The organism is Alkalinema sp. FACHB-956, assembly GCF_014697025.1.
Classification (GTDB): Bacteria; Cyanobacteriota; Cyanobacteriia; order Leptolyngbyales; family Leptolyngbyaceae; genus Alkalinema.
Genome location: NZ_JACJRC010000001.1, coordinates 745,031 through 767,432 on the forward strand (window position 1 = coordinate 745,031; position 22,402 = coordinate 767,432).

At 50.2% G+C, this 22,402-nt stretch carries 20 protein-coding genes; 7 read left to right on the top strand and 13 right to left on the bottom strand.

What is annotated here, in order from left to right; genetic code table 11:
• Nucleotides 1-48 precede the first annotated feature (48 nt).
• The 5 genes from H6G21_RS02945 to H6G21_RS02965 all read right to left on the bottom strand — a co-directional run bounded on the left by H6G21_RS02945 (nucleotide 49) and on the right by H6G21_RS02965 (nucleotide 5,510).
• Nucleotides 49-1,929 (bottom strand): tetratricopeptide repeat protein, encoded by a 1,881-nt coding sequence (locus H6G21_RS02945; RefSeq protein ID WP_190570252.1) that lies wholly within the window; start codon nucleotides 1,927-1,929, stop codon nucleotides 49-51.
• Nucleotides 1,930-2,558: 629 nt separating this feature from the next.
• The gene (locus tag H6G21_RS02950) at nucleotides 2,559-2,777 is read right to left on the bottom strand and encodes a hypothetical protein (protein ID WP_190570254.1); all 219 of its coding nucleotides are present in this window, start codon (nucleotides 2,775-2,777) and stop codon (nucleotides 2,559-2,561) included.
• Nucleotides 2,778-3,184: 407 nt separating this feature from the next.
• Nucleotides 3,185-3,733 carry a hypothetical protein gene (locus H6G21_RS02955; RefSeq protein WP_190570256.1) on the bottom strand — a complete coding sequence of 183 codons (549 nt, stop codon included), beginning with the start codon at nucleotides 3,731-3,733 and terminating at the stop codon, nucleotides 3,185-3,187.
• Between the two features lie 95 nt (nucleotides 3,734-3,828).
• The gene (locus tag H6G21_RS02960; RefSeq protein ID WP_190570258.1) at nucleotides 3,829-5,022 is read right to left on the bottom strand and encodes an MFS transporter; all 1,194 of its coding nucleotides are present in this window, start codon (nucleotides 5,020-5,022) and stop codon (nucleotides 3,829-3,831) included.
• A gap of 146 nt (nucleotides 5,023-5,168) precedes the next feature.
• On the bottom strand, nucleotides 5,169-5,510 hold the full coding sequence (locus H6G21_RS02965) for a translation initiation factor (protein ID WP_190570260.1): 342 nt from the start codon (nucleotides 5,508-5,510) through the stop codon (nucleotides 5,169-5,171).
• A 139-nt stretch (nucleotides 5,511-5,649) separates the two neighbouring features.
• Between H6G21_RS02965 and trpB the strand changes: the two genes are divergently transcribed.
• Entirely contained in the window at nucleotides 5,650-6,909 is a 1,260-nt protein-coding gene (trpB, locus tag H6G21_RS02970; protein WP_347277966.1) for a tryptophan synthase subunit beta, read from the top strand.
• A 329-nt stretch (nucleotides 6,910-7,238) separates the two neighbouring features.
• On the opposite strand, the gene pheS is transcribed toward trpB, so the two are convergent.
• Nucleotides 7,239-8,246, bottom strand: a complete 1,008-nt coding sequence (gene pheS, locus H6G21_RS02975) for a phenylalanine--tRNA ligase subunit alpha (protein ID WP_190570264.1) — start codon at nucleotides 8,244-8,246, stop codon at nucleotides 7,239-7,241.
• Nucleotides 8,247-8,436: 190 nt separating this feature from the next.
• Between pheS and surE the strand changes: the two genes are divergently transcribed.
• Both surE and H6G21_RS02985 read left to right on the top strand, forming a co-directional pair.
• Entirely contained in the window at nucleotides 8,437-9,222 is a 786-nt protein-coding gene (gene surE / locus H6G21_RS02980; RefSeq protein WP_190570266.1) for a 5'/3'-nucleotidase SurE, read from the top strand.
• 202 nt (nucleotides 9,223-9,424) lie between these two features.
• A complete protein-coding gene (locus H6G21_RS02985; RefSeq protein ID WP_190570268.1) occupies nucleotides 9,425-10,375 on the top strand; it encodes a bifunctional riboflavin kinase/FAD synthetase in 951 nt (316 codons plus the stop codon).
• A gap of 64 nt (nucleotides 10,376-10,439) precedes the next feature.
• On the opposite strand, the gene H6G21_RS02990 is transcribed toward H6G21_RS02985, so the two are convergent.
• From H6G21_RS02990 to H6G21_RS03000, 3 genes are read right to left on the bottom strand one after another with little or no spacing between them, the layout of a single operon-like run.
• Nucleotides 10,440-10,640, bottom strand: a complete 201-nt coding sequence (locus H6G21_RS02990; RefSeq protein WP_190570270.1) for a DUF2283 domain-containing protein — start codon at nucleotides 10,638-10,640, stop codon at nucleotides 10,440-10,442.
• Nucleotides 10,630-10,896 (bottom strand): DUF4258 domain-containing protein, encoded by a 267-nt coding sequence (locus H6G21_RS02995; protein WP_190570272.1) that lies wholly within the window; start codon nucleotides 10,894-10,896, stop codon nucleotides 10,630-10,632. The genes H6G21_RS02990 and H6G21_RS02995 overlap by 11 nt, the downstream gene beginning before the upstream one ends.
• A 44-nt stretch (nucleotides 10,897-10,940) precedes the next feature.
• Nucleotides 10,941-13,280, bottom strand: coding sequence for a tetratricopeptide repeat protein (locus tag H6G21_RS03000; protein WP_190570275.1), 2,340 nt, complete (start codon nucleotides 13,278-13,280; stop codon nucleotides 10,941-10,943).
• A 127-nt stretch (nucleotides 13,281-13,407) separates the two neighbouring features.
• On the opposite strand from H6G21_RS03000, the gene H6G21_RS03005 reads away from it, so the two are divergent.
• Nucleotides 13,408-13,596: a hypothetical protein gene (locus H6G21_RS03005; RefSeq protein ID WP_190570277.1), complete on the top strand. Its 189-nt coding sequence runs from the start codon at nucleotides 13,408-13,410 to the stop codon at nucleotides 13,594-13,596.
• 144 nt (nucleotides 13,597-13,740) lie between these two features.
• Here H6G21_RS03005 and H6G21_RS03010 read toward each other — a convergent pair whose 3' ends face one another.
• The 4 genes from H6G21_RS03010 to H6G21_RS03025 form a co-directional block, all read right to left on the bottom strand.
• The gene (locus H6G21_RS03010) at nucleotides 13,741-14,169 is read right to left on the bottom strand and encodes a hypothetical protein (protein ID WP_190570279.1); all 429 of its coding nucleotides are present in this window, start codon (nucleotides 14,167-14,169) and stop codon (nucleotides 13,741-13,743) included.
• Nucleotides 14,170-14,329: 160 nt separating this feature from the next.
• Nucleotides 14,330-14,551, bottom strand: coding sequence for a hypothetical protein (locus tag H6G21_RS03015; protein WP_190570281.1), 222 nt, complete (start codon nucleotides 14,549-14,551; stop codon nucleotides 14,330-14,332).
• A gap of 33 nt (nucleotides 14,552-14,584) precedes the next feature.
• On the bottom strand, nucleotides 14,585-16,642 hold the full coding sequence (locus H6G21_RS03020; RefSeq protein WP_190570283.1) for a P-loop NTPase fold protein: 2,058 nt from the start codon (nucleotides 16,640-16,642) through the stop codon (nucleotides 14,585-14,587).
• A gap of 60 nt (nucleotides 16,643-16,702) precedes the next feature.
• On the bottom strand, nucleotides 16,703-17,188 hold the full coding sequence (locus H6G21_RS03025) for a hypothetical protein (RefSeq protein WP_190570544.1): 486 nt from the start codon (nucleotides 17,186-17,188) through the stop codon (nucleotides 16,703-16,705).
• Between the two features lie 439 nt (nucleotides 17,189-17,627).
• Between H6G21_RS03025 and H6G21_RS03030 the strand changes: the two genes are divergently transcribed.
• The 3 genes from H6G21_RS03030 (at nucleotide 17,628) to H6G21_RS03040 (ending at nucleotide 22,389) form a co-directional block, all read left to right on the top strand.
• Nucleotides 17,628-18,440: a carbon-nitrogen hydrolase family protein gene (locus H6G21_RS03030; protein WP_190570285.1), complete on the top strand. Its 813-nt coding sequence runs from the start codon at nucleotides 17,628-17,630 to the stop codon at nucleotides 18,438-18,440.
• A gap of 384 nt (nucleotides 18,441-18,824) precedes the next feature.
• Nucleotides 18,825-20,183, top strand: coding sequence for a cation:proton antiporter (locus H6G21_RS03035; RefSeq protein ID WP_347277970.1), 1,359 nt, complete (start codon nucleotides 18,825-18,827; stop codon nucleotides 20,181-20,183).
• A gap of 385 nt (nucleotides 20,184-20,568) precedes the next feature.
• On the top strand, nucleotides 20,569-22,389 hold the full coding sequence (locus H6G21_RS03040) for an N-acetylmuramoyl-L-alanine amidase (RefSeq protein WP_190570290.1): 1,821 nt from the start codon (nucleotides 20,569-20,571) through the stop codon (nucleotides 22,387-22,389).
• Nucleotides 22,390-22,402: the final 13 nt, after the last annotated feature.

The following is a 22,402-nucleotide window of genomic DNA, read 5'->3' on the forward strand; positions in this document are numbered from 1 at the left end:
TTGGCTTTTCAGCTTTTTGGATTGACATTGTCTAGCTCAGAGTTTACATCAGACGGCATTTGATGACTCAGTACTATTTAATCCACTCGTACCTACAGTACTCAAGTGGTAGCTTTTCTCCATTAAATTCTTGAACTCAAAATCTGACTGAATTGTAATAAAGCCTATCTCTCTGCTTGCCCATTTGATATATTTCTCGTCTTGTGAGATAGCTTGAACTAAATCTTGAATGGCTCTATTTTTATCGTTTGCTAGTGCATAGCAAATAGCCCGTTCATAGAAGAAATCACCTTTCTCGATATCATGATTTTTGTGGTTCCTGGAAAATCTATGATGTTTATCAGTCACCTTGTGAAGAGCGATATTTCGATCTGAAAGCACTTTTTGTTCGTATTCGTCTTTTTCTTCCTCAGAAAGTACGTCTAATTTCAGAATTTGCTCGTTAGCATAGGCTCGACAAGCCCATAGTCGAAAAGATTCACTTTTAAGACTGACTGCTTCATCATAGTGACGTACTGCATCAAAGTATTCTCCTAATCGGAGATACGTGTCTCCGATTTTTCTATGAATTTCATAGTCACCAACACCATCTTCAGATGCAATTTCTGATGCACGTTCATATTTCTCGAGAGCTTTTTCATAACTTAAATGTCCACCCATAAGGTATAAAACATCACCCAACGCTCTCCAAGTTTGATACTGACGTGGATTAGCAGCTAGAGCTTCTTCATATTTTTCAACTGCTTGTTCATATTCCTCTAAACTGGTGAGTGAATCGCCTAAGCTATGTAAAACCCAACTATTTTTAGGGTTGAATTTTAACGAATCCTCATAACAATTCTTTGCCTGATGATACTTAAGTTGTTTGGCATAAGTAATTCCCTTTTTGTAAAGAGTCTCAGCATACCAAGTTTCAGGAATTTTAGAAACTTTGAGAGCTTCATTGTATTTACGAATTGCCTCTTCATATTCTCCTAAGGAGGAGCGTGCATCTCCCTGAGAATGAATAGCCCAATAACAATCTTGATTAATTGCTAGTGCATCTCTATAATCTGCGATTGCTCGGTTATACTCCCCCAAACCTGCAAAAGAATTTCCTCTTTTACAGAAAACTTCAGCCCAGAATCTTCGATCTATTGGTGCTATTTCTTTGGGCTTACTATTAATAGCTTCATCATAAGCACTTATTGCATTATTAAACTTTTGCATTGCTTCTTCTCTGGCATCTTCATCATGGTTCGAATCTGCTTCTATTAATTGATACCTTCCTAATAAAGAGAGTACATCTCCTAGCTTGACATGAAACCCTGCTGGAAGAGTTTGTAGCTTGAAATGCTCTTTAAAGTTTTTGAGGACATCAGGGTAATGCTCAATTGCTTGGCGTGACTCTGTAGAAATTGGATTAAATGATAGATCAGACAGAAACTTGATATTTTCCATGGAAACAACAAGCCCTAATAGTCCTGATGTAGCATCTGTTAACTTCAGCGACTTATCATGAAATTCTACTTGAAATTCAGACTTCATCTCTTCCTTAACTAATTGAAGCTGTTCTTTCATTGTTTTCCTTGCCCAATAGGTTCCTGCAAGAACTACAAGGGCACCGGATAACCCCAAAATAGCTGTAAAGCGGTCAAGGGAATCCGCTACTTCATCTTGTACAATGTCATGGACTGTATTACTGTGTTGCAGGAAATTCTCAATCTCAGTCTTTTCTTCATTGGTTAATCTTTTAGAGGAGTCTGGTATGGGCGATGCTAGGGGAGAAGATATTGGGGAGGTTAAAGAAGTGGAAGAACTCAAGTAAGACCAAGATGACTGACTTACAACCAATAATGTAATAACAATTGTAGGTGTAAAGCGAAAAAGAGAGACTATAAACTTTTTGGCTGAAGTAAGTGTTAGTATATCCTGATTATTGAGAGACATAAAACTACCTCTTGTATTACGTTAGTTAATTACAACAATTCAATAATTATGTGACTAGATGTCTTGAATGCAGAAAACAATGTAGGTAGGATGGTTGTAATCGTACTTACCATAATTACCTCTCCTTCTATTTTTAGGTTGATTAGGGGGTGACACTCTACAAAAGAGCCTTTTTCTATCCGAAATTTCAGTTTTTGGCTGTACTACTTGTTGATAACAACTACAAGAAAGAAATGAGGAGTTATTATCTTTCATCTGCTTATGCAGAAGTAGTTTGATTAATGCCGCTTGAAAGTAACTTAGAGACTAGTTGTATTACATATATGCGACTGAGTTTATAGAACCCATGTAGAATGTTTGTTGCGATTGGCTAGTTGACTAGATGAAGTTTAGTTGCCAGCCTCAATAGTTGGGATTGTAGGAAGCAGGACTATTATCTAGCCTCCAAAAATAAGTATCAGGCATCTGAGATGTCTATCTATCATCTGATGTTTACATCATAGATAAACTGATTTCAGTATAACTATCTCCTCAGAGTCAAACCTTCGGTTTATGAAAATTTACAGAGTAGCCGAGGTGCCCACAGACCGAAAAAACAATGCCATCTGCGGGGCACCTAAGCTTGACCATTACCGCAGCCGTTCGCGACTGAGGATGCTGATGTATTGCCCGTCGGAATGCACGATCTTCATCGGTTGACTCCAGTGAATCCTGTCCGCAATCCGATGGGCATGGAATTGATTAATCGTATCCTGCACGAACTCCTTGTGACCGATTAAGTGGATCTGTAAGCGTTGTTTCTCAGGTTGAACTTCACGATCGCTCCGATCGCTAGAACCTTTCGCCATAATGTGAGCTTCTCCTTGTTGAAGTGAATCTCATCCCTGCTACAATCTTGCTCCCTTCTCCTACGTTTGGAAGAAGGGCCGGGGATGAGGGTCTAAAGAAGCCCAAAAATTTAGAGCCACCCCGTTTGACATCACAAACAAGAGTGGCTCGGTCAGATGCTAAAATCCTCATCAAGCCTCCTTGCTGCTGTTTCAGCGAGGGGGAATAGCTACCCGGAGTTGCGGTAACAACAAAGGGTAGTGCCCTAAATTTTCAGGATCCCAGCGGCCCCATGCTTCCTACCAAACCGTCTCGCGAAAGAAGGATGTCCATGGCAACCGCTATGAAAAACCAGCCTACGAACAAACCCCTTCCAAGTCAACCCCGTAACATCAAAAAATATTAACCTTGCTCTGTCTGGATAATATTAGGAAGGTTTCGCTGATTTGCGAATCGCCAACCGCACCACAAACGCCATCAAAACAAACAAACTGCCCGCCCCGATAAAAATTAAACCAAACAAATTACTCTGGGGCCGATCGTCCTCCACGATCGTCAGATCAACCTGGCGACGATCGGCAATGAAATCATTAATCGCCTCCGCCGTGTCTTCCTTCTCATTCTTATCCGATCGAAACTGGTCAGTTAACGGAATCCTTCCCGAAGGCGTTTCCAACACAACGCGATAGGCATTTCTAAACTTACGTCCCGTCTGTTCTACCTTCGCCTCCGTCAGAGATTTCACCATCACCTTCATAGGCGCTGTCTTAACCGATTCCGTCGTCTTTTCACAATTGATACTCGTCTTCGATCGTTGGCATCTCAGCGTCGTAATCCGACCAAATCCCATTTCCAAGATCCCAAACCCGATCGTCATCGCCCCCAACGACCCACAAATCATCATCGGCAACCAACCCTTGGGCAGATTGGTGTCAGGTCTGCGGCGCGTTTCAGGAATCCAGGAATCTTTGTTCATAGCAATTGGGTGAGAGGATTGTTTTAGACAGGTTGATGGCGGGTGGGAGAGTAGAAGTGATGATGCATCTCACCTCCACTGCCTACCCTATTAATTTACTGCCTCACCATCGCGGTTGGGGTATATTGCTTCCGGGTTTTCACCGCTAGCCACAGAATCCCTAAATTCAGAAAGCCCGCTAAAAATAACGGATAGCTATAGGTGATTGGATGTTGTTCATTCACCATTGACCCTGCAATAATCGGCCCAATGCCATTGGCAATACTTAAATAAGAAGCATTCAACCCAGAAGAAATGCCCTGTTCCTCTGCTTTGACATTCAACGAAATTAACGTGCTAATCATCGGCTGCACCATGGCGTTGAACATGGCAAACACAATGCTCACTTCCACAAAATAAAGAATATCCGGCCACAGCGGCATACACAAAAACGCCAACGCCCGCACCAGAATCCCCGCAAACAAAATTCGAGTTAACGTCGTTCGCTGAGTTAGCCAACTGACCCCCTTCGTCTGCGCCAAAACGCCCAGAACTCCAATCATGCAAAACAGCAACGTCAACGATCGGTTGTCCTGCTTCAACACATTGATGTAATAGGGCTGGAAGCCAAAGGTGAAGATCGTAAACGTTGTGCCAATGAGAAAATTCAGTAGCAACAGAAGGCCAATTTTCGGCAGCGTAAAGCCCCGAATCAGTTCAGAAAACCCTAGGTCAAACAAATTAATTTGACGACTCCGACCCTCCGGTGCGAGGGTTTCCGGTAGCAGCGTAATCGTCAGCAAAAGCGCGATAGCCGCCATCCCCGAAGACGCCAAAAACGAAGCCCCCAGCGAAATCTGTTGCGCCAACAAGCTAATCACCGGGCCTAGAATAAATCCCAAACCAAACGCCGCCCCAAAAATCCCAAACCCCTTGGCGCGCTCCTCCGGTTTCGTCACGTCGGAAATAATCGCCTGGGCCACGGACACATTCCCCCCGGTAATCCCATCCAGCCCCCGCGCCAAAAACAGGACGATCGCATTGGGAGCCGTCCCCGCCAGAAAATTCGCAATCACCGTCCCCGTCAAACTAATCATCAACAACGGCTTACGGCCAAACCGATCGGACAGCTTTCCAATCACCGGCGTTGCAAAAAACTGCGCCACCGCAAACATTGACAACAGACAACCTGCCTGAAAATCCGTCAGATGAAATTGCTTGGCGTATAGGTAGATGGTCGGAATCAGGATCGTCGCACTTAATGCATTGATAAAAGTAATCAGTGCAGCAATCCAAAACTTACGGTTCATCGCGATCGAGAGTGAGAGAACAGACCATCAGCCTACTAGAGAATGACCCGCGTTTGGCGATCCCCAGGCCACTTTGCGGGTCTACGTTTGCGGGTCTCCGATCGTGCGTTCCTGATCACGACACAACGGCCAACCATCAGTGCCTATTAGCCACCACTAATTTTGGCCTTATAGCCCAACTTGACGAGAATTTCCAATAGCTTTTCTTTGTGATCGCCTTGGATCTCGATCGTCTCTTCCCGTACCGTGCCGCCGGTGCCGCATTGGGCCTTCAGCTTTTTGGCTAATTCTGTCAATTTGTCCGGCGAATGTTGCCACCCACTAATCACCGTCACCGTTTTGCCCCCGCGCCCCTTGCGAGACGCTTGAATGCGCAAATTTTGCTGATTGGGTGGCAGATCCGGCACCGCCCGTTCAAAGGCCGCTTCGTTATCGTTGCCAAACTCGCGATACACCGTGCGATTATTCTGATCCTTCGCCTTGCCCATGGCCTCACCTTTCCAGATTTACCCACTTCCTGATTCATCTTACTGATTCTTGGGCGGCATTCCTGTGGAGAATCGATCGCCAACGGCCACCATCCCCGCATCCTATAATATGGATTGTTCTCTACATAGACATGGGCCTGTGACTACGACTCCGCTTCCCACTAATTCAAACCCAACGGCCTCAAACCCAACCGCGATCGAACATCGTCCTGACTCCCTAGGTCGCTTTGGCAAATTTGGGGGAAAGTACGTCCCCGAAACCCTCATGCCAGCCCTGTTTGAGCTAGAGGAAGCCTATCGTCGCTATAGCCAAGATGCCGACTTCCAAGCGGAACTGGAGCAACTGCTCAAGGATTACGTTGGTCGTCCCAGCCCGCTGTATTTTGCAGAACGGTTGACGGAGTACTACGCCCGTCCCGATGGCAGCGGCCCCCAGATTTACCTCAAACGGGAAGACCTCAACCACACGGGTGCCCACAAAATTAACAACGCCCTGGCCCAAGCCCTCCTGGCAAAACGCATGGGCAAACAGCGGATTATTGCCGAAACCGGAGCCGGTCAGCACGGTGTAGCCACGGCAACGGTGTGCGCCCGCTTTGGCCTCAAATGCATCATCTACATGGGGGTGCATGACATGGAACGCCAAGCCCTCAACGTCTTTCGGATGCGGCTGATGGGTGCGGAAGTGGTGCCCGTGGAAGCCGGAACCGGAACCCTCAAGGATGCAACTTCCGAAGCGATTCGCGACTGGGTCACCAACGTGGAAACCACCCACTACATTCTCGGCTCTGTGGCTGGCCCCCACCCCTATCCCATGATGGTGCGGGACTTCCATGCGGTGATCGGCCAGGAAACCCGGCGGCAATGCCAGGAAAAATGGGGCGGGCTGCCGGATATTTTGATGGCCTGTGTGGGTGGCGGTTCCAATGCTATGGGGCTGTTCCATGAATTTATCGAAGACGCTTCAATCCGCATCATTGGCGTGGAAGCAGCGGGCTTTGGTGTGGAGTCGGGTAAGCACGCCGCCACGTTGACCAAGGGGCGGGTGGGCGTCCTACATGGGGCCATGAGCTACCTGCTCCAGGATGAGGATGGCCAAGTGATTGAACCCCACTCTGTCAGTGCTGGGTTGGACTATCCCGGTGTTGGCCCTGAGCACAGCTACCTGATGGACATTGGCCGTGCCGAATACTACGCCGTCACCGATCAGCAGGCGCTGGATGCGTTCCAACGCTTATCGCAACTGGAAGGCATCATTCCGGCGCTGGAAACCTCCCACGCGATCGCCTATCTGGAAACCCTCTGTCCGCAACTGGAAGGCAGTCCCCGCATTGTCATCAACTGTTCTGGCCGTGGGGATAAGGATGTATTAAGCGTGTCGAAACTGTTGAATCCCTAACTGGGTATTTGCAAGTGGGACTTTTAACGATTAACCCTGCATAGCGTGGGTTCATGGGGGGCGCGATCGTCGGGGCTGCTCCGCAGCGAAGATCGGGGAACTTCTCCCCGCCCCCCTGCGACGTCAGGGGACTCTACTCCCCCGACACCCCCCGAAAGTAAATTCTGCGTTTTAAGGACAGGGGATTTGTGAGGGACACTTGTGTTGTTGAGATCACGTTCAAAATAGACAAACCTGAATAGCCAAAAAGAGGGAATTCAAGCCAATGATGCTTCGATTCCCTCTTTATTATGTTTTGGTCTTTTTATGTTCTGGTCTGTGATGACGAACTAGAACTGGCGGAGAAAGCGTAGATCGCTGTTGTAAAGCCGACGAATATCGTCGATCTGGTGCATGACCATCGCCAGCCGCTCCACGCCGAACCCAGCCGCAAAGCCTGTATAAACTTCCGGGTCATACCCCACGGCTTTCAGCACATTGGGATCCACCATGCCGCAGCCCAGAATTTCCAACCAGCGGCCCTTCCACTTCACATCCACCTCTGCCGACGGTTCCGTGAAGGGGAAGAAGCTAGGCCGGAACCGCACTTCGAGGTCATCCCCCAGCAATTGCTGCAAGAACACCTTGATCGTGCCCTTCAGATCCGTAAAGGTCAGCCCCTCATCCACTGCCAAAATTTCCACCTGGTGGAACACGGCGGAGTGGGTTGCGTCCACCGTATCGCGGCGATAGACCCGTCCCGGCACCACAATCCGCACGGGTGGCTCGTTGTTCTCCATGTAACGCACTTGCACCGTAGAGGTGTGGGTGCGCAGTAGGTTGCCATCGGGGAGGTACAGCGTGTCCTGCATGTCCCGCGCGGGGTGATCCGGCAGGAAGTTGAGGGCTTCAAAGTTGTAGTAGTCGGTTTCCATTTCCGGGCCTTCCGCTACGGCATAGCCCATGCCCACAAAAATGTCTAAAACCGTGTCGATCGTGCCATGGAGCGGGTGGATACGACCTTGGGGGCGATAGGTCCCCGGCATCGTCACATCCAGGGTTTCCGCTTCTAATCGAGCTTGGATGGCCGCCGCTTGCAGTTCCGTCCGGCGGTTGTCCAAGTCCGTTTGGATGGCTTCCTTGACCTCATTGGCCCGCGCACCGATTTTAGGCCGATCGGCGGGATCCAATTTGCCCATACCTCCCAACACCTGCGGAATCGGGCCTTTTTTGCCCATGTATTTCACACGCAGTTGTTCCAGTTGATCTAAGTCAGTGGCAGCGGCGATCGTGGCCTGCGCCTCCTGTTTGATCAACTCCAATTGGGCTTCAAGATCGGAAATTTGCACCGTCGTCATACCAGGAATGGAACGCCTTAGGACTTATAGCTTTGAACTATACCAGTGTAGAGGAAAGTCGTCGGGATTCGTTGAAGGATTCGCTGGGGATTGACTCGCGATCGCCCCCCGATCAGCCCAAAGTTCTGTACCCTAGAAACTCTGGGACTCACTTGGGACTCACTACCTTCAGTTTTGTGCGGCAAGTTTTATGCGGCTTTTGATTAGTAATGACGATGGCATTTTTGCGATCGGGGTGCGGACGTTGGCGAATACCTTGGCGGCGGCAGGCCATGAGGTGACGGTTGTGTGCCCCGATCGGGAGCGATCGGCCACGGGCCATGGCTTGACCCTGCACCAACCGATTCGTGCCAATCCTGTGGAAGGCATTTTCCATCCCCAGGTGACGGCTTGGTCTTGCTCGGGGACGCCGTCGGACTGCGTCAAACTGGCGCTGTGGTCTTTGCTGGATCACCCGCCGGATTTTGTGGTGTCCGGGATTAACCACGGGGCGAATTTAGGAACGGATGTGCTGTATTCCGGCACCGTCTCGGCGGCGATGGAGGGCGTGATCGAAGGGATTCCCAGCATTGCCATGAGCTTGACCAGTTTCGCTGCGAAGGATTTTCAGCCCGCCGCTGATTATGCCAAAACGCTGTTGGGGCAATTGGCCCAAACGCCCCTCTCGGAAATGATTCTCCTCAATGTCAACGTTCCGGCAGTGGCCGCCGAGGAAATTAAGGGCGCGATCGTCACCCGCCAAGGCATTCGGCGCTATATCGAAGTGTTTGAAAAACGGCAGGATCCACGGGGTAAGACCTACTACTGGCTGGCCGGGGAAGCGATCGAGGAGGTGGATGATCCCGAGGCAGATCATGAAATCCCCTCCGATGTCGAGGCCATTCGCCAAAACTTCATCACGATCACGCCGCTCCAGTACAACTTAACGTCCCACAAAACTTTGAAGTCCCTCGAAAATTGGCTAGAGCAGCCCTAGCGGGGGCGGGAAAAGGCGGACTTAATGGGTGGATTTACCTATTTAGGTGGAATGGAGGTCACCCGATGCTGTTTTGGGGCAAGCTAATTGTTGAATTCACCTAGATACCGTATCTTTACAGTCTTTTCAGCCATCTGGAGGATGAGCTATGGGTGGGGGCATCGGTAACAATAGGGAAAGTCATTATGTCAAAATGTAAAGCGTGCGGATTTCGTCATCTATAAAGACTGTGCTTAAGCCAACTGTTGCTGCCTTGGGCAACTTCGATGGCCTGCATTGCGGACATCGACAGGTTATCCAGCCAATTTTGACCCAGTCGGTCGGGCAAACGCTTGCCCATGGGTCTGAGCGTATTTACTCGACGGTGGTGAGTTTTTCGCCCCATCCTGTGGAGTTTTTCTCGGGAAAAACGGTGCCTACGTTGACGCCGGGGAACGAGAAAGCCTACCAACTCCAACAGATGGGGGTCGATCAACTGGTTCTGTTGCCTTTTGACCATGCCTTGGCGCGGTTAACGCCTGAGGAGTTTGTGCAGGAGATTTTAGTCCAGAATTTGCAGGCGCGGTTTGTCAGCGTTGGGGAGGATTTCCGGTTTGGTTGTCGCCGATCGGGGACGGCGGAAGACCTGCGGGCGATCGCGGCGACCTATGGCATTGAGGTGGTTTTGGTGGCGCTGGAAACGTTCCAGGGGGAGCGGATCAGCAGCACTGCGATTCGCAAGGCGTTGCAAACGGGAGATTTGGCCACTGCCAACCGGATGCTGGGGCGTTCCTACAGTTTGGTGGGCGAGGTGGTGAAGGGGCAGCAGTTGGGTCGCACGATCGGGTTTCCAACGGCGAATTTGGCGTTGCCTGCGCGGAAGTTGATTCCCCATCAAGGGGTTTATGCGGTGCGGGTGTCGGGGATTGTGGGGACGTCTCATCCGGTGTTAGGGGTGATGAATATTGGCAATCGTCCGACGGTGGATGGGGTGCAGCAAACGATCGAGGTGCATTTGCTGGATTGGAGTGGGGATCTGTACGGCCAAACGCTGACGGTGGAACTCCTGGAATTTATCCGCATGGAGCAGAAATTCTTGTCTTTGGATGATCTGAAGGCGCAAATCACGACGGATTGCGCGATCGCTCGTCAACGTCTGGCGCTTTGCAAGTAAGTTGCCTTGAGGCATTGGGTCAGGTTCTGCCAGTAGTTACATCACTGGATAGTTCAAGGACTTCCTATGTGGAAATGGTCAGGTTCATTTCGGCAGGGTTAAAGAGCTGGCGTTTGGAGGCGTTAAGGAATTCGATGCTGACGGGTTCGTTGGTGTCGCTGTAGCTGACGATGATGCCGCCGGGTTCGGCGATCGCGTTGGCGGGTGGCTGGTCGAGTAGAACGAAGATGAGGATGTCGGCTTCAGCATCGTATTTAACTTTCATGGGGTTCCTCCTGCCAATAGCGGTTGATTTGGTTTGTCCAGTAGAGGGTGATGATGCGGCGGGTGTTGCCGATATCGGTGAAGACGACTCTGAGTAGTCCGTCGCCTCGCAGGGATTGGGCGATGCGGACTTCATCTTCGGTGACGATTTGTTGGGGTTGAGTAAGGACGGTTTCGATTTCCTCGCGGGTAATTTCGAGTCGTTGTTGCCATTGTTGTTGACGCTCCTCTGCGTGCTTTGTCCAAACGATTTGCATTGCTGTCAGCCAAGTTTTATATAAGGATAGTGAAGGCGGGTAGATTATCCCGACAAGATTGAGATGCTACTGGTAATGCTTTCCTGCAATTTTTCGCATTCTTCTGCCAGCGGAATGCCCAACTCTGTCGCTAATTCCAACGCTTGCTGACAATACTGCTGTGCCATTTCGACTTTGCCTAAAGCTTGATGCAGTTCGGCCAACTGTTTGAGGGCTTCGGCTTCACCAAATCGAAAGCCAATCTCTTGAAAAATCTTCAGTGCTGTCTGCGTGTTGGTCAATGATTCTGGATACTGCTTTAGTTTGAGTTGGGTTGCGCCCATGTTGCCCAATGCAATGCCTTCGCTCCAACGATCTCTAATCTTCTGCGCGATCTTTCGGTGTTGCTGACAGAAGTCGATCGCTTGTTCATATTGCCCTAAATCGTAGAACACAACTCCTAGATTACCTAGGGCAGCACCTTCGCTTTGGTGATCTCCAATCTTCTGCGCGATCTTTCGGTGTTGCTGATAGAAGTCGATCGCTTGTTCATACTGTCTCAACTTCTTGTATACATTTCCCAGCCCGTTCAAAGCCGCGCCTTCGACCTGACAATCTCTAATCTCCCGCGCGATCTTCAAGGCTTGCTCATAATAGTCAAGTGCTTTTGAGTAATTATCCAAATGTAAGTAGTAGTTGCCTAACATACCAACAAGGCAGATAATATCTGTGCCAAAAGTAAATTTCTTTAAAATCTTTTGACAGACCTGGATACCTTCCTGATGTAGACTCCAGAATGCTAATTGTTGGAGAATATGCATCTTACTAACAGAATCTAGAGGTGTTAAAAGAATCTCTTTAGCTGCTTTCCAATTCCCCGCCTCATAGTAGTGCTCAACTGCTTCCAGGTAGCCACGCACTATTTCCAGATTTGGGGTCTCAAAGCCCAATGCATAAGCCGTCAGCCAAAGGTGAGCCGCTTGCCGTTCCGATTGATGCCAAAGGTGAGTATCAGCCTTGAGCAAATCATAGGCAACTGCCCGCACAAGATTATGTTGGCGAATCAAAAACTGATTTTGATGAATTCCTTCTCGTTCCACAAAAGCCCGTTCATTCAAAATCTGGTAAGCCTGCTGCCGTTGCTGAGAGGTCTTCTCTTCAAGCATCGATAGCCAAAACGTTTCAGGAACAGGACGACGATAGACCGAACTCCGACAGAGCAACTCCAACGCATCAGTAGGCAACTGCTTCAGCGACAGTTCCACCCGACGACGAACTCGCTTTTGTAGGGCTTGATTATAGAGTTCTGGGCTAACCCGTTCCGCTTGTAGTTCCCGTGCAACCTGTTCAAACTCATTGCCATAGCGATCCCAATACATCAACCCGTTGCCATTAAACGGTGCAGCCAGAATTTCTTTAGCAATTACCTGCAACACCAAAGGATGACCTTCATAGATTTGCCCAATGCGTCGCAAATGGCTTGCACTACTGTTATCTACACTCAAGCCATTCTTAGCGAATAGCGCTAGATGTTCATTCGATTGCTGATCATCTGACTGATGCGCTAACAACCCCTGTAACGTAATGGCCTGCCAACAATTGGGATAGCGCTCTTCCAATTCCGCCAACGAACTCGGCAACGCTTGCGCCGTCAACACCAACCGACTGGCAAAATTTGGTTCCGTCAAACACTGCTGAAGAAAAGTCACCCAGTGCCGATCGACAAATTCTGTCTCAGTCAGCTTTTCAGAACTGAGCAATCGTTCTAACGAATCCACCTGAAGCCAATAGCGACTGACTTTCAGCTTGCGCAATAGCCGCTCTATCAGACGTTTCGGGTCATTCCGTTCCTGCGAATCTAGATCGACATCTCCCAACTTCGCCAGCAGATCCGCCGCAACCGAGATGAATTCCGGACTTTGTCCCTCCAAAATCTCTAGATACAGCCATTGGAAGGTCGGATTGCTCTCCCATGCTTGGCTAGCGAGACATTCTCCCAATGCCGTTTTCCCGATCCCGGAAATACCCGTAATCCATAGGATTCTGGCTTGTCCTTGTAGTTTAGGCAGACACTTATCAATAATTGTCTTGCGCCCCACCCAAGTTTGCGGATTGTAAATCGACAGCATCGGCGGCGTGGGGGGCAGCTTGCCTAACTTCCAACGTTTCTCTAACGCGCCTCTAAAACTGGTTTTGCTGACTTTCTCCTCTAAAGCGTGGGAAAGCAAGTCCCACAGTTTCTTGCCCTCATTTTTGATGTGTTGAGTATCGTAGCCAACCATGTCCCCGTAGCCTTTACCAGCTAGGGAATCTCGCAAAATCATGCGCTGGATATCCGTTAAAGGAGTGCCAGCATGAGCAAGCAGTACTTCATCGGCAACCTGGATGGCTTCTTCTGGGGGCATGGCTCACTGCAAGACGTGAGAAAGGAAAATCATCTCGATCATAACCTTACTTTTTCGGAATTTCTCGTAACGACAGGGCTGAAGCGGGTTGCGAGAATTGGAACATCAAATTCAAAAGGTCATTCCAATGAATCAACAACAGCCCACATCAACCCATCAAGCTACTTCGCAGATTGCTCCGATCGATCCCACCCCGATCGCCCAATCTGAATCTCCAACAGCAGTGATTTTAGCGATCGCCATTCTGATTTCTACGTTTACCGCTAGCCTCACGGGATTGGTGCAGGTGATTATGAATGCTCGATCGTATCGTTAGGTAGATTAGAGCGATCGTGCTTTGGCAGAGGCGCGATCGCTCGTCAACGTCTGGCGCTTTGCAAGTAAGTTGCCTTGAGGCATTGGGTCAGGTGCTGCCAGGGTCTTTAACCTTCATGGGGTTCCTCGCCATGGTTGACGGTATTTATGACCAGCGGCGGTGTAGGACGCTGACCCATTCGCCTTCGACGCCGGGGACGGGCATGGGTTTGCCCCAGTAGACACGATCGACGAAGCCGAGGGCGTGGAGTTGGTTGATGATGGATTGGACGGTTTCTTGGGTGCCGAAGAGTTGTAGGCGGAAGTAGGGGCGAAACCGTTCGATCGAGCGATCGTGATCGTCGCTAGAACCTGTAAACATATTGAGCTTCTCCTGGGGTGTAGAGGGAAAAAGCCCAAAATTAGAGCCACCCCGGTTGACATCACAACGAAGGGTGGCTCGATCGAATGTTAAAATTCTCAACAAGCCTCCCAGCTGCTGTTCCAGCTTGGGGGGATAGCTACCCGGAGTTGTTTGCAGCAACAACGGGTAGTGCTCTAATTTTTGGGTGAACCCAGCGCTTCCATGCTTCATGCCGTATCGTCAATTAGGTCAATTGTGAGAAGGATGTCTCATGGAGTCGCTATGACAAAATAGCCTACGAAGAAACCTAGGGTCTGTCAATCGTATTTTAGGAATTTGTTTCAGGTATCATTTGATACCCGTCGGGCTTAAGTAGAATGGTTGGGACGAGTTAGGGAAGAAGTTCGTTGCGATAGGATTCGAAGGCGGGAAATTCTGGATCGCCTGGGTAGTTGAGAATGCTATCGGGCCATTGGCAAACTGGTTTGGTTTGCGTTTGAATAAATTGGTGCAGTGCTTGGAGCACTAGGGTTTGCAGTGAAATGTTGGATTGTTCGGCCTGTTGAAGTAGATGTTGTTCGAGATCTTGAGGAAGGTCGATCGTGATATGCATGATTACTCCCAAAAGTTTTTTGAATAGATAAGTTTAGTCAGATGAGTGAATTGATTCAATAATCGGCTCGAAAGAACCTTTGACATATCTCTTAAGCCACCAACCTGAAAGAGTGCCATACTTCAATGTTACCTGCTGCTCAAAAAGTTCTTTTACAGTTTTAATCCATTCTGCTTCATCTTTTAACTTGTTATTGAGGGAGCCTGACTGATATCTTTCTTTCAATGCATCAAAGATTATTCCTGCTGTCTTCCTTGGCATTGCTACGACTTTATCAACAAATTCTTGGGAATCAATAAGATGTAAAATAGGGATGGTTGCATAGTTTTCTAATGTCTCAAAGTTACTTCCCCCAATACTGGGATTAGGTATGGTGACTTCAGAAAAAAACTGTCTTGGGTCTGTCTGAACGAGTTTCAGAAGATATTGAGCATAACTAATTTTGTCATGCTCATACTTTGCTATTTCATATTGATTCGCAGCAGCTATAAGATCTTTAAAATCATCAGAATTCTCGCAAAGATATGCATACCTGGCATAGGATCTATTTTCGCCGCGATTTAATTGCCCTACTGGACGTTCAGATAGTTTCCATCCATCTCTTGCATCTTGCAGAATTGATCTAGCTTGATCTACAACAATTTTTGCTTCAGGAAACGGTGAATTGATTCCTTCTTGAATGCAAAAAAGAAATACTCCAGCTACATGCAATAGCTCTCCAACATTTTCAAAGCCAAAATCAGAATCAAAATCAGATTTTAAAAAACGCTTCTCGATCGAAGTCAGAAGTTCACAAAACCTGTTATCTTCCAGATTAGATAAATCTAGTATTTCTAACCAATCGGGAACTTCTTCTTTATAAAAGTAAGATGTCTTTCTTATTGACTGATTAATCAAATCACACGAGATTTTCCCATCGTAAATTATTTCTTTCCACAGGTAGTCATCAATTAAATGTTCCTGTCTACGAAAATGTTCTTCGTATTTTTTCGCCAGTTGAGATACACTACTTTTGGAGTTGTCATCGACAAAAGAATGTAAAGCCTTTATAAATTCCTGGAGTTGCTCCCTGTGTAACCCACTTCGAGATTCGTAAATAAGAATGATATGGAGTTTTGCTAGATAACTGATGACTTTCTGTTTCTGTTCCTCTTTATTTTCCTTGTGTAAGTCTTTCAAGAGTTCTTGAAGCTTAATTTCATGATATAAACGTTCAAATTCGCGAATTGCCTGTTTTAGGTGTCGGAGGTTCTGTGATTTTGACTTCTCGTGCAATTGTAAAATATCATTTTTCATTTTTTTCAACAAAGCGCGAACTTCCCCACAAGAGATTTGGCTGATGAAATTATCTAGTGCTTGTGAAGCACATGATTCAAATCTTAATGTATGTCCAACAAGCTTTTCTTTAATCGATGTATATGTTGTGGGTGATTGAGCCTGTAAAGGATTCAGAGCTTCTTTTAATTCTTTTTCTTGTGACCTGCTTACTCGAGTTGGTTGGAGATATGGTGTCGTTTGCGACTCTTTTTCTTGTGGTTGGATATCACTAAGCTGAGACTGTCTTTGTAAATCTTCTCGTTTTTTAAGCTCTTCTTCGTTCGCAATGAGAATGACTCGACACATTTCATGTTCAACTAGCTCATTGATGTAACCAAAAAGCTCAGCTTGATCAATTTTGCATCTTTCTAAATCATCGAAAACAATAATCTTATTAGTCAAATTTGTCAGCAATTCTTTAATTCCTAAGGATGCATGAGTCGGCTTAACAGAAAACGACAAATCAGGAGACTGTCGAACTGTTAAGCTAATCAGATTACTCATTAGTCCACTGACCAAACGGACTCCTGGAGAATTCAAAGATGGAAAGAGTTCAGTAAAAAATATATTTTCAATCTCTTCTTTCTTTGAAATGCCAAATAAGCTGGCATAGATATATTGATCCTTAACATTTTTGTTTGTCTTCAGATACTCCTTCACAAGATAGGTTTTTCCACAGCCCCATGGCCCTGTCAATAGAACGGCATAACCTGGGTTGTCCAGCTTGACATAGTAGTCCAGGAACTTTAGAACATCCTCATTCGTTGTGGTCATGTGATTCATCATCTCTTGTATGGATTGATGTATTGCTCACTCAATCTTTATCTCTGAAAATTAATCCCACCAATCGCGGGTTCCTGGTTGGCTTAAATCCACCACCTCCCGATCGGGACACTGATCAACCCCCTCCGGCACCCCATAGGGATGCATCCCACACACCAGCAAATTCCCCCCATACACCTGCCCGTGGAAATGCTTGCACCCCCGACACACCGGATGCAAATCCTCACTCAAATCAAACTGAATCAACCCCTCCCCCACCGTCGCCGCATCCGACCCCGGCGGCTCCAACAAATCCGCGATCGACAACCCAAACAACGGATTCAAAATCCCATTCAAAAACGGCTCCAACTCCGTATCCAGAACCGCCTCCACCTGCCCCTTCACCTGCGACTGCAACTGACTCACCGCATCCTCCGACAGATCCAGCAGCTCATCCACCGTCTCCGCCATCTCCTGCGACACCTCCAACACCAACTCCGTCACCTGCTCCGTAATGCCCTCGATCGCCGCCGCCAAATCCCGTTGCCAGTCACTCATATCCCTACCCTTCGATCGGAATGACCCATAAAAATTCAAACCCCAGCCCCCCCGCAGCCATCCAGGCAAACCTCACCCACCCAGACCCAGCCACCGAAGAACTTGGACAGATCATAGCGTTTTCCTCCCAGAAGCGTTAACCCAGCGATCCCTTCCCCCAGAACCCTGCATTCCCGGTTCACTTTGAGGGGATACTAGATAAGGTTCATTGCAACCTCAGTAGATCGCCAAGTGGATTGAGATCCCCCTATCTGCCGTAAAATTCGATCCCCCCTAACTCCCCTTAAAAAAGGGGGAATTAGAACAAGGGAAACAAAAGCTTCAAAGTCCCCCTTATTAAGGGGGATTTAGGGGGATCCAACCCACCCTAGCGACGAACTATTCGACCTACTGACCCTCACTCCCATTGACGTAATTCGTGCGATCGCAGACAAACTCCATGAAATCCTACCTAGCGGCTGCCATTCAAATGACCAGTGTGCCCGATCTGAAAAAGAATCTGGCCCAGGCTGAAGAACTCATCGACCTCGCAGTGCGACGCGGCGCAGAACTCATTGGCCTCCCCGAAAACTTTTCCTTCCTCGGAGACGAAGCCGCCAAAATCGACCAAGCCGAAGCGATCGCCACCGAAAGCGAAAAATTCCTCAAAATCATGGCGCAGCGCTACCAAGTCACCATCCTTGGCGGCGGCTACCCCGTTTCCGCAGGCGACGGCAAAGTCTACAACACCGCCCTCCTCGTTGATATCGACGGCCAAGAAGCTGCCCGCTACGAAAAAGCCCACCTCTTCGACGTCAACGTCCCCGACGGCAACACCTACCTCGAATCCGCCACCGTCGTCCCCGGCACCAAATTGCCCGCCATCTACCCCTCCAAAGACTTCGGCAACCTCGGCCTCTCCATCTGCTACGACGTTCGCTTCCCAGAACTCTTCCGCCACCTCTCCCAAAAAGGCGCAGATGTCATCTTCGTCCCCGCCGCCTTCACCGCCTACACCGGAAAAGACCACTGGCAAGTCCTGCTACAAGCCCGCGCGATCGAAAACACCTGCTACATCATCGCCCCCGCCCAAACCGGCTGGCACAACAGCATCCGCCAATCCCACGGCCACGCCCTCATCATCGACCCCTGGGGCACCGTCCTCTCCGACGCAGGCACCGAACCCGGCTTCGCGATCGCGGAAATCAACCCCACCCGCATCCAGCAAGTCCGCCGACAAATGCCCTCCCTACAACACCGCGTCTTCGTGTAAGTCGATCCCCCTAAATCCCCCTACCCTTCGGGAAGCAGAGCTACAAAAGAGGGACTTTGAGAGAATGGTTGATTTTTGAACCAATATCATCGTTTTTCGCCCCTTTTCCAGTTCCCCCCTTTTTAAGGGGGGGTAGGGGGGATCTGCCTTGTTAAGGCGGATCTTGAAAGAGGCCAAGGGGGGATCTGCCCTCTTTAAATTTGTTCCCACCCCAAAATTTAGCCATACTAGGGTGTTCAGACTCGGTTGTGTGACATTGGTGTGATCATGCCAACAGCAAGTCCTTTATTGAATCTCCTTAGTCAACCTTCAAGTCAACCCACACTGGGTTTTGCGCAAGTGGGTTTTGCGCAAGATGGGTTACCCTCGTCCCTGCTGGCCGCCGTGCAATCCACCGCACCAGCCCTCGCGGAAACCGTGACTGAATCTGCCTCTGCGGATCCCTCCTTAGTCCTGGCAGCCGTTTTACTGAGCCTCGTGGTCATCTATCTGGCCAGCAAACTCGGCGGCGAAATCTGCGATCGCATTAACCTGCCACCCGTCCTCGGCGAATTAGTCGCTGGAGTGCTCGTGGGCATCTCCGCCCTGCATTTGCTGATCTTCCCCGGCCAAGGCATCGACGCCAGCATGTCGCTGATCATGCAACTGCTCCAAGGCTCTACGGCAATGAGCCTGCCGGAACTGCAAGCCACCTTCGAAGCCCAAAGCGAAGTCATTTCCGTCCTGTCGGAACTGGGCGTCGTCATCCTACTTTTCGAAATTGGCCTCGAATCTAACCTCAAGGAACTGCTCAAGGTCGGGGTTCAGGCCACGATCGTCGCGGTCGTCGGCGTTGTCGTCCCCTTTGGCCTCGGCACCGCAGGCTTGATGAGCTTCTTCGGCGTCGCGGCCATTCCCGCCATCTTTGCCGGAGCCGCCCTCACCGCCACCAGCATCGGCATCACCGCCAAAGTGCTATCCGAACTGGGGCGTCTCACCTCGCGGGAAGGCCAAATCATCGTCGGTGCGGCAGTCATGGATGATGTCCTCGGCATTATCGTCCTAGCCGTCGTTGGCGGTCTGGTCAAAACGGGCGAAATTCAAATCAGCAACGTTATCTATCTGATCGTCAGTGCCGCCGTTTTCCTGGTGGGTGGCGTCTGGGCCGGACGGCTGTTCATGCCCTTCTTCCTGTCCCTCGTAGCCAACCTCAAGACCCGAGGCCAACTGCTGATCAGTTCTCTCATCTTTGCCTTCACCCTGTCCTACATTGGCGCAGTCATCCAACTGGAAGCCATCCTAGGCGCGTTCATCGCCGGGTTGATTCTGGCCGAAACCGATCGCCGCAAGGAATTGGAAGAACAGGTCATCCCGATCGCCGATATGCTGGTGCCCGTCTTCTTCGTTGTCGTCGGAGCCAGAACCGATGTCAGCGTCCTGAATCCCTTTAACCCCAGCAACCGAGAAGGCTTAATTATTGCCGCCTTTCTGATCGTCGTCGCGATCGTCGGTAAGGTTGTCACCGGCTTTACCGTCTTTGGGCAACCGGGCATCAATCGACTGGCGATCGGCGTCGGCATGATTCCCCGAGGCGAAGTGGGCCTAGTCTTTGCCGCCTACGGGGCCAGCAGCGGCGTCCTGAATGCGTCCTTACAAGCGGCTATCATCGTCATGGTGATTTTGACCACCTTCCTGGCTCCGCCCCTGTTGCGCCTCGTGTTTGCCAGCAGCCTAACGCCAGAACTCACCAGTCAAGCTGACTAGCCCAATCTTTATCCCAACTTTGGAAACATCAATTTCTACGATCGCGTCGCAGAGCCATGAGTGCATTCGACGCGATTTTTTTAGGACGTTTTCGGCCCATTCCTCCGGACGAACCGTCCAGAAAGCTCGATTTGGTTGGGAAAGAGGATAGCGAGCTGGGCGCAAACCTGGCTGGTTGGCAACGGGCGATTCTTCAGAAATTGTGATAACGTGTACCACGGTTTTGATCCCTCGTGATACCTGCTAGGGGGTACACCCAGACCATCGATCATCCCAGCCATCTACTAAGTTTCGCTATTCTCCTATTGCTTTTCATCATTCGTCATTCAATCTTTCCCGTTTTCTCTCGTGTTGGTTTTCTCCGCAGACCTCTGCTCGAAGCACCATGAAGCGTAAGATCTCTTTCTACTTTTTGCTAGCAGTCTTCTCTTTTCTGATCTCAGCCCTCCCAGCCCAGGCCGGACGGCTTTTGCAATGGCGGTTTGATGTTCGCAGCAGCCAACTGGAGTTTAGTACTGAGGATGGCGTGCAGCCCCGTGCGCAATTTATTACCAACCCAGGCCGCTTGGTGATCGATCTCCCAGGGACGGTGTTTGGTCGCAAGCAATTAATCGAACCCGTGACGGGCCAACAGGGAGTCCAGTCCCTGCGGGTCGGCCAGTTTGATCCTCAGACCGCGCGGATTGTCTTGGAATTGGTTCCTGGCTATTCGATCGATCCCACCCAGGTCATTTTTGAAGGCGTGACACCGCGCCAATGGCGGGTGAAGCTGCCTCCAGTGAGATTTGTCGGCACCGAAGCTTCCAATACGATTAACCTGCCGCCGACCCAAAGCAGCCCACCCAGCCAGTCTCCCTTGCCCAGCATTGCCCGCACCCAGGTGCAATCGGTACGCATCACGGGCGATGGCTTTTACCTGCGCACCACGGGCACACCGCCCCTGCCCCAGGTCACCCGCAGCAACGATCGTCGGCAAGTCTATGTCGATCTGCCCGCCACGAGTCTGTCCCCCAGCCTCAGCCCTCGGGATCTGATCGTCAATCAGCGGGGCGTCAGTCGCGCCCAGATCAGCCAACTGTCCGGCAATCCCCCGATCGCTCGCTTGGTGCTGAATGTGCAGCCCGATGGAGCCGATTGGCAGGCCAGCTACAGCAACTTGGGCGGGGTGGTCGTGATTCCCAAACTACCGGACAGTGGGCCAATCGGTACCAATAATCCCCGACCCCGCGACGAAGCCCAGGAACCCCGATCCACCAGCCTCGCGACGATTCAGGCCGTGGATTTAGAAGGCGATCGCATCGTTGTTCGGGCCAACCAGCGCCTGACCTATACGGGAACCTGGGATCGCCTCACCGGAGCCTACCGCATTCTCATTCCCAGCAGCCAGTTCGATCGCAATGTGCGGGGGCCACGATTAGCGGTCAACAGCCCTGTCATGCAGATTAGACTGCGGCAGGACAACGCCCAGACGAGTTCCATTTTGGTTACCCCAGCGGCTGGCATCCAGATTGGTGAACTGAACCAGCCCAACGCCCAAACCGTGACGTTACAACTGCGGCGTGGCCTGTCCACGGTGCCCCCCATGCCCTCCAATCCCGGCACCCAAATCCCCGTCCCGCCCCCGAAGCAAGTGCCCACCCCCACCATTCCTCGGGTTCCGGCAGGGCAAGTGGTGGTGGTCATTGATCCCGGCCATGGCGGCCCCGATCCCGGTGCCGTTGGCATCGGCGGCATCCAGGAAAAGGAAATCGTCCTGGATATTAGTCGTCAGGTGGCGGGCATCCTACAGCAACAGGGTGTCTCGGTGGTGATGACCCGCCAGGATGATATTGACTTGGATTTGCAACCTCGGGTGGACATTGCGGAGCAGGTTCGCGCCACGGTGTTTGTCAGCATCCACGCCAATGCCATCAGCATGAGCCGCCCCGATATCAGTGGTTTGGAAACCTACTACTACGACAGTGGGCTGGGGCTAGCGCAGTCGATTCACCGCAGTGTGATCGAGGTCACGGGCGCGCGCGATCGCGGCGTGCGGAAGGCGCGTTTCTACGTGATTCGCAGGACCAGTATGCCTTCGGTGTTGGTGGAAACGGGATTTGTCACCGGGCAGGAGGATGCCTCCCGCTTGGCCACTTCGGGCTATCGGCGGCAGATGGCAGAAGGAATTGCCCGTGGTATTCTGCTCTACATTCGAGGTGGTGGCTAGGGATGGGTTCGCC

Bases quoted from the DNA above. Each gene is read 5' to 3' on its own strand.
- H6G21_RS02945 (WP_190570252.1), bottom strand. From the start codon at position 1,929: ATGTCTCTCAATAATCAGGATATACTAACACTTACTTCAGCCAAAAAG.
- H6G21_RS02950 (WP_190570254.1), bottom strand. From the start codon at position 2,777: ATGGCGAAAGGTTCTAGCGATCGGAGCGATCGTGAAGTTCAACCTGAG.
- H6G21_RS02955 (WP_190570256.1), bottom strand. From the start codon at position 3,733: ATGAACAAAGATTCCTGGATTCCTGAAACGCGCCGCAGACCTGACACC.
- H6G21_RS02960 (WP_190570258.1), bottom strand. From the start codon at position 5,022: ATGAACCGTAAGTTTTGGATTGCTGCACTGATTACTTTTATCAATGCA.
- H6G21_RS02965 (WP_190570260.1), bottom strand. From the start codon at position 5,510: ATGGGCAAGGCGAAGGATCAGAATAATCGCACGGTGTATCGCGAGTTT.
- pheS (WP_190570264.1), bottom strand. From the start codon at position 8,246: ATGACGACGGTGCAAATTTCCGATCTTGAAGCCCAATTGGAGTTGATC.
- surE (WP_190570266.1), top strand. From the start codon at position 8,437: ATGCGGCTTTTGATTAGTAATGACGATGGCATTTTTGCGATCGGGGTG.
- H6G21_RS02990 (WP_190570270.1), bottom strand. From the start codon at position 10,640: ATGAAAGTTAAATACGATGCTGAAGCCGACATCCTCATCTTCGTTCTA.
- H6G21_RS02995 (WP_190570272.1), bottom strand. From the start codon at position 10,896: ATGCAAATCGTTTGGACAAAGCACGCAGAGGAGCGTCAACAACAATGG.
- H6G21_RS03000 (WP_190570275.1), bottom strand. From the start codon at position 13,280: ATGCCCCCAGAAGAAGCCATCCAGGTTGCCGATGAAGTACTGCTTGCT.
- H6G21_RS03005 (WP_190570277.1), top strand. From the start codon at position 13,408: ATGAATCAACAACAGCCCACATCAACCCATCAAGCTACTTCGCAGATT.
- H6G21_RS03010 (WP_190570279.1), bottom strand. From the start codon at position 14,169: ATGAAGCATGGAAGCGCTGGGTTCACCCAAAAATTAGAGCACTACCCG.
- H6G21_RS03015 (WP_190570281.1), bottom strand. From the start codon at position 14,551: ATGCATATCACGATCGACCTTCCTCAAGATCTCGAACAACATCTACTT.
- H6G21_RS03020 (WP_190570283.1), bottom strand. From the start codon at position 16,642: ATGACCACAACGAATGAGGATGTTCTAAAGTTCCTGGACTACTATGTC.
- H6G21_RS03025 (WP_190570544.1), bottom strand. From the start codon at position 17,188: ATGAGTGACTGGCAACGGGATTTGGCGGCGGCGATCGAGGGCATTACG.
- H6G21_RS03030 (WP_190570285.1), top strand. From the start codon at position 17,628: ATGAAATCCTACCTAGCGGCTGCCATTCAAATGACCAGTGTGCCCGAT.
- H6G21_RS03040 (WP_190570290.1), top strand. From the start codon at position 20,569: ATGAAGCGTAAGATCTCTTTCTACTTTTTGCTAGCAGTCTTCTCTTTT.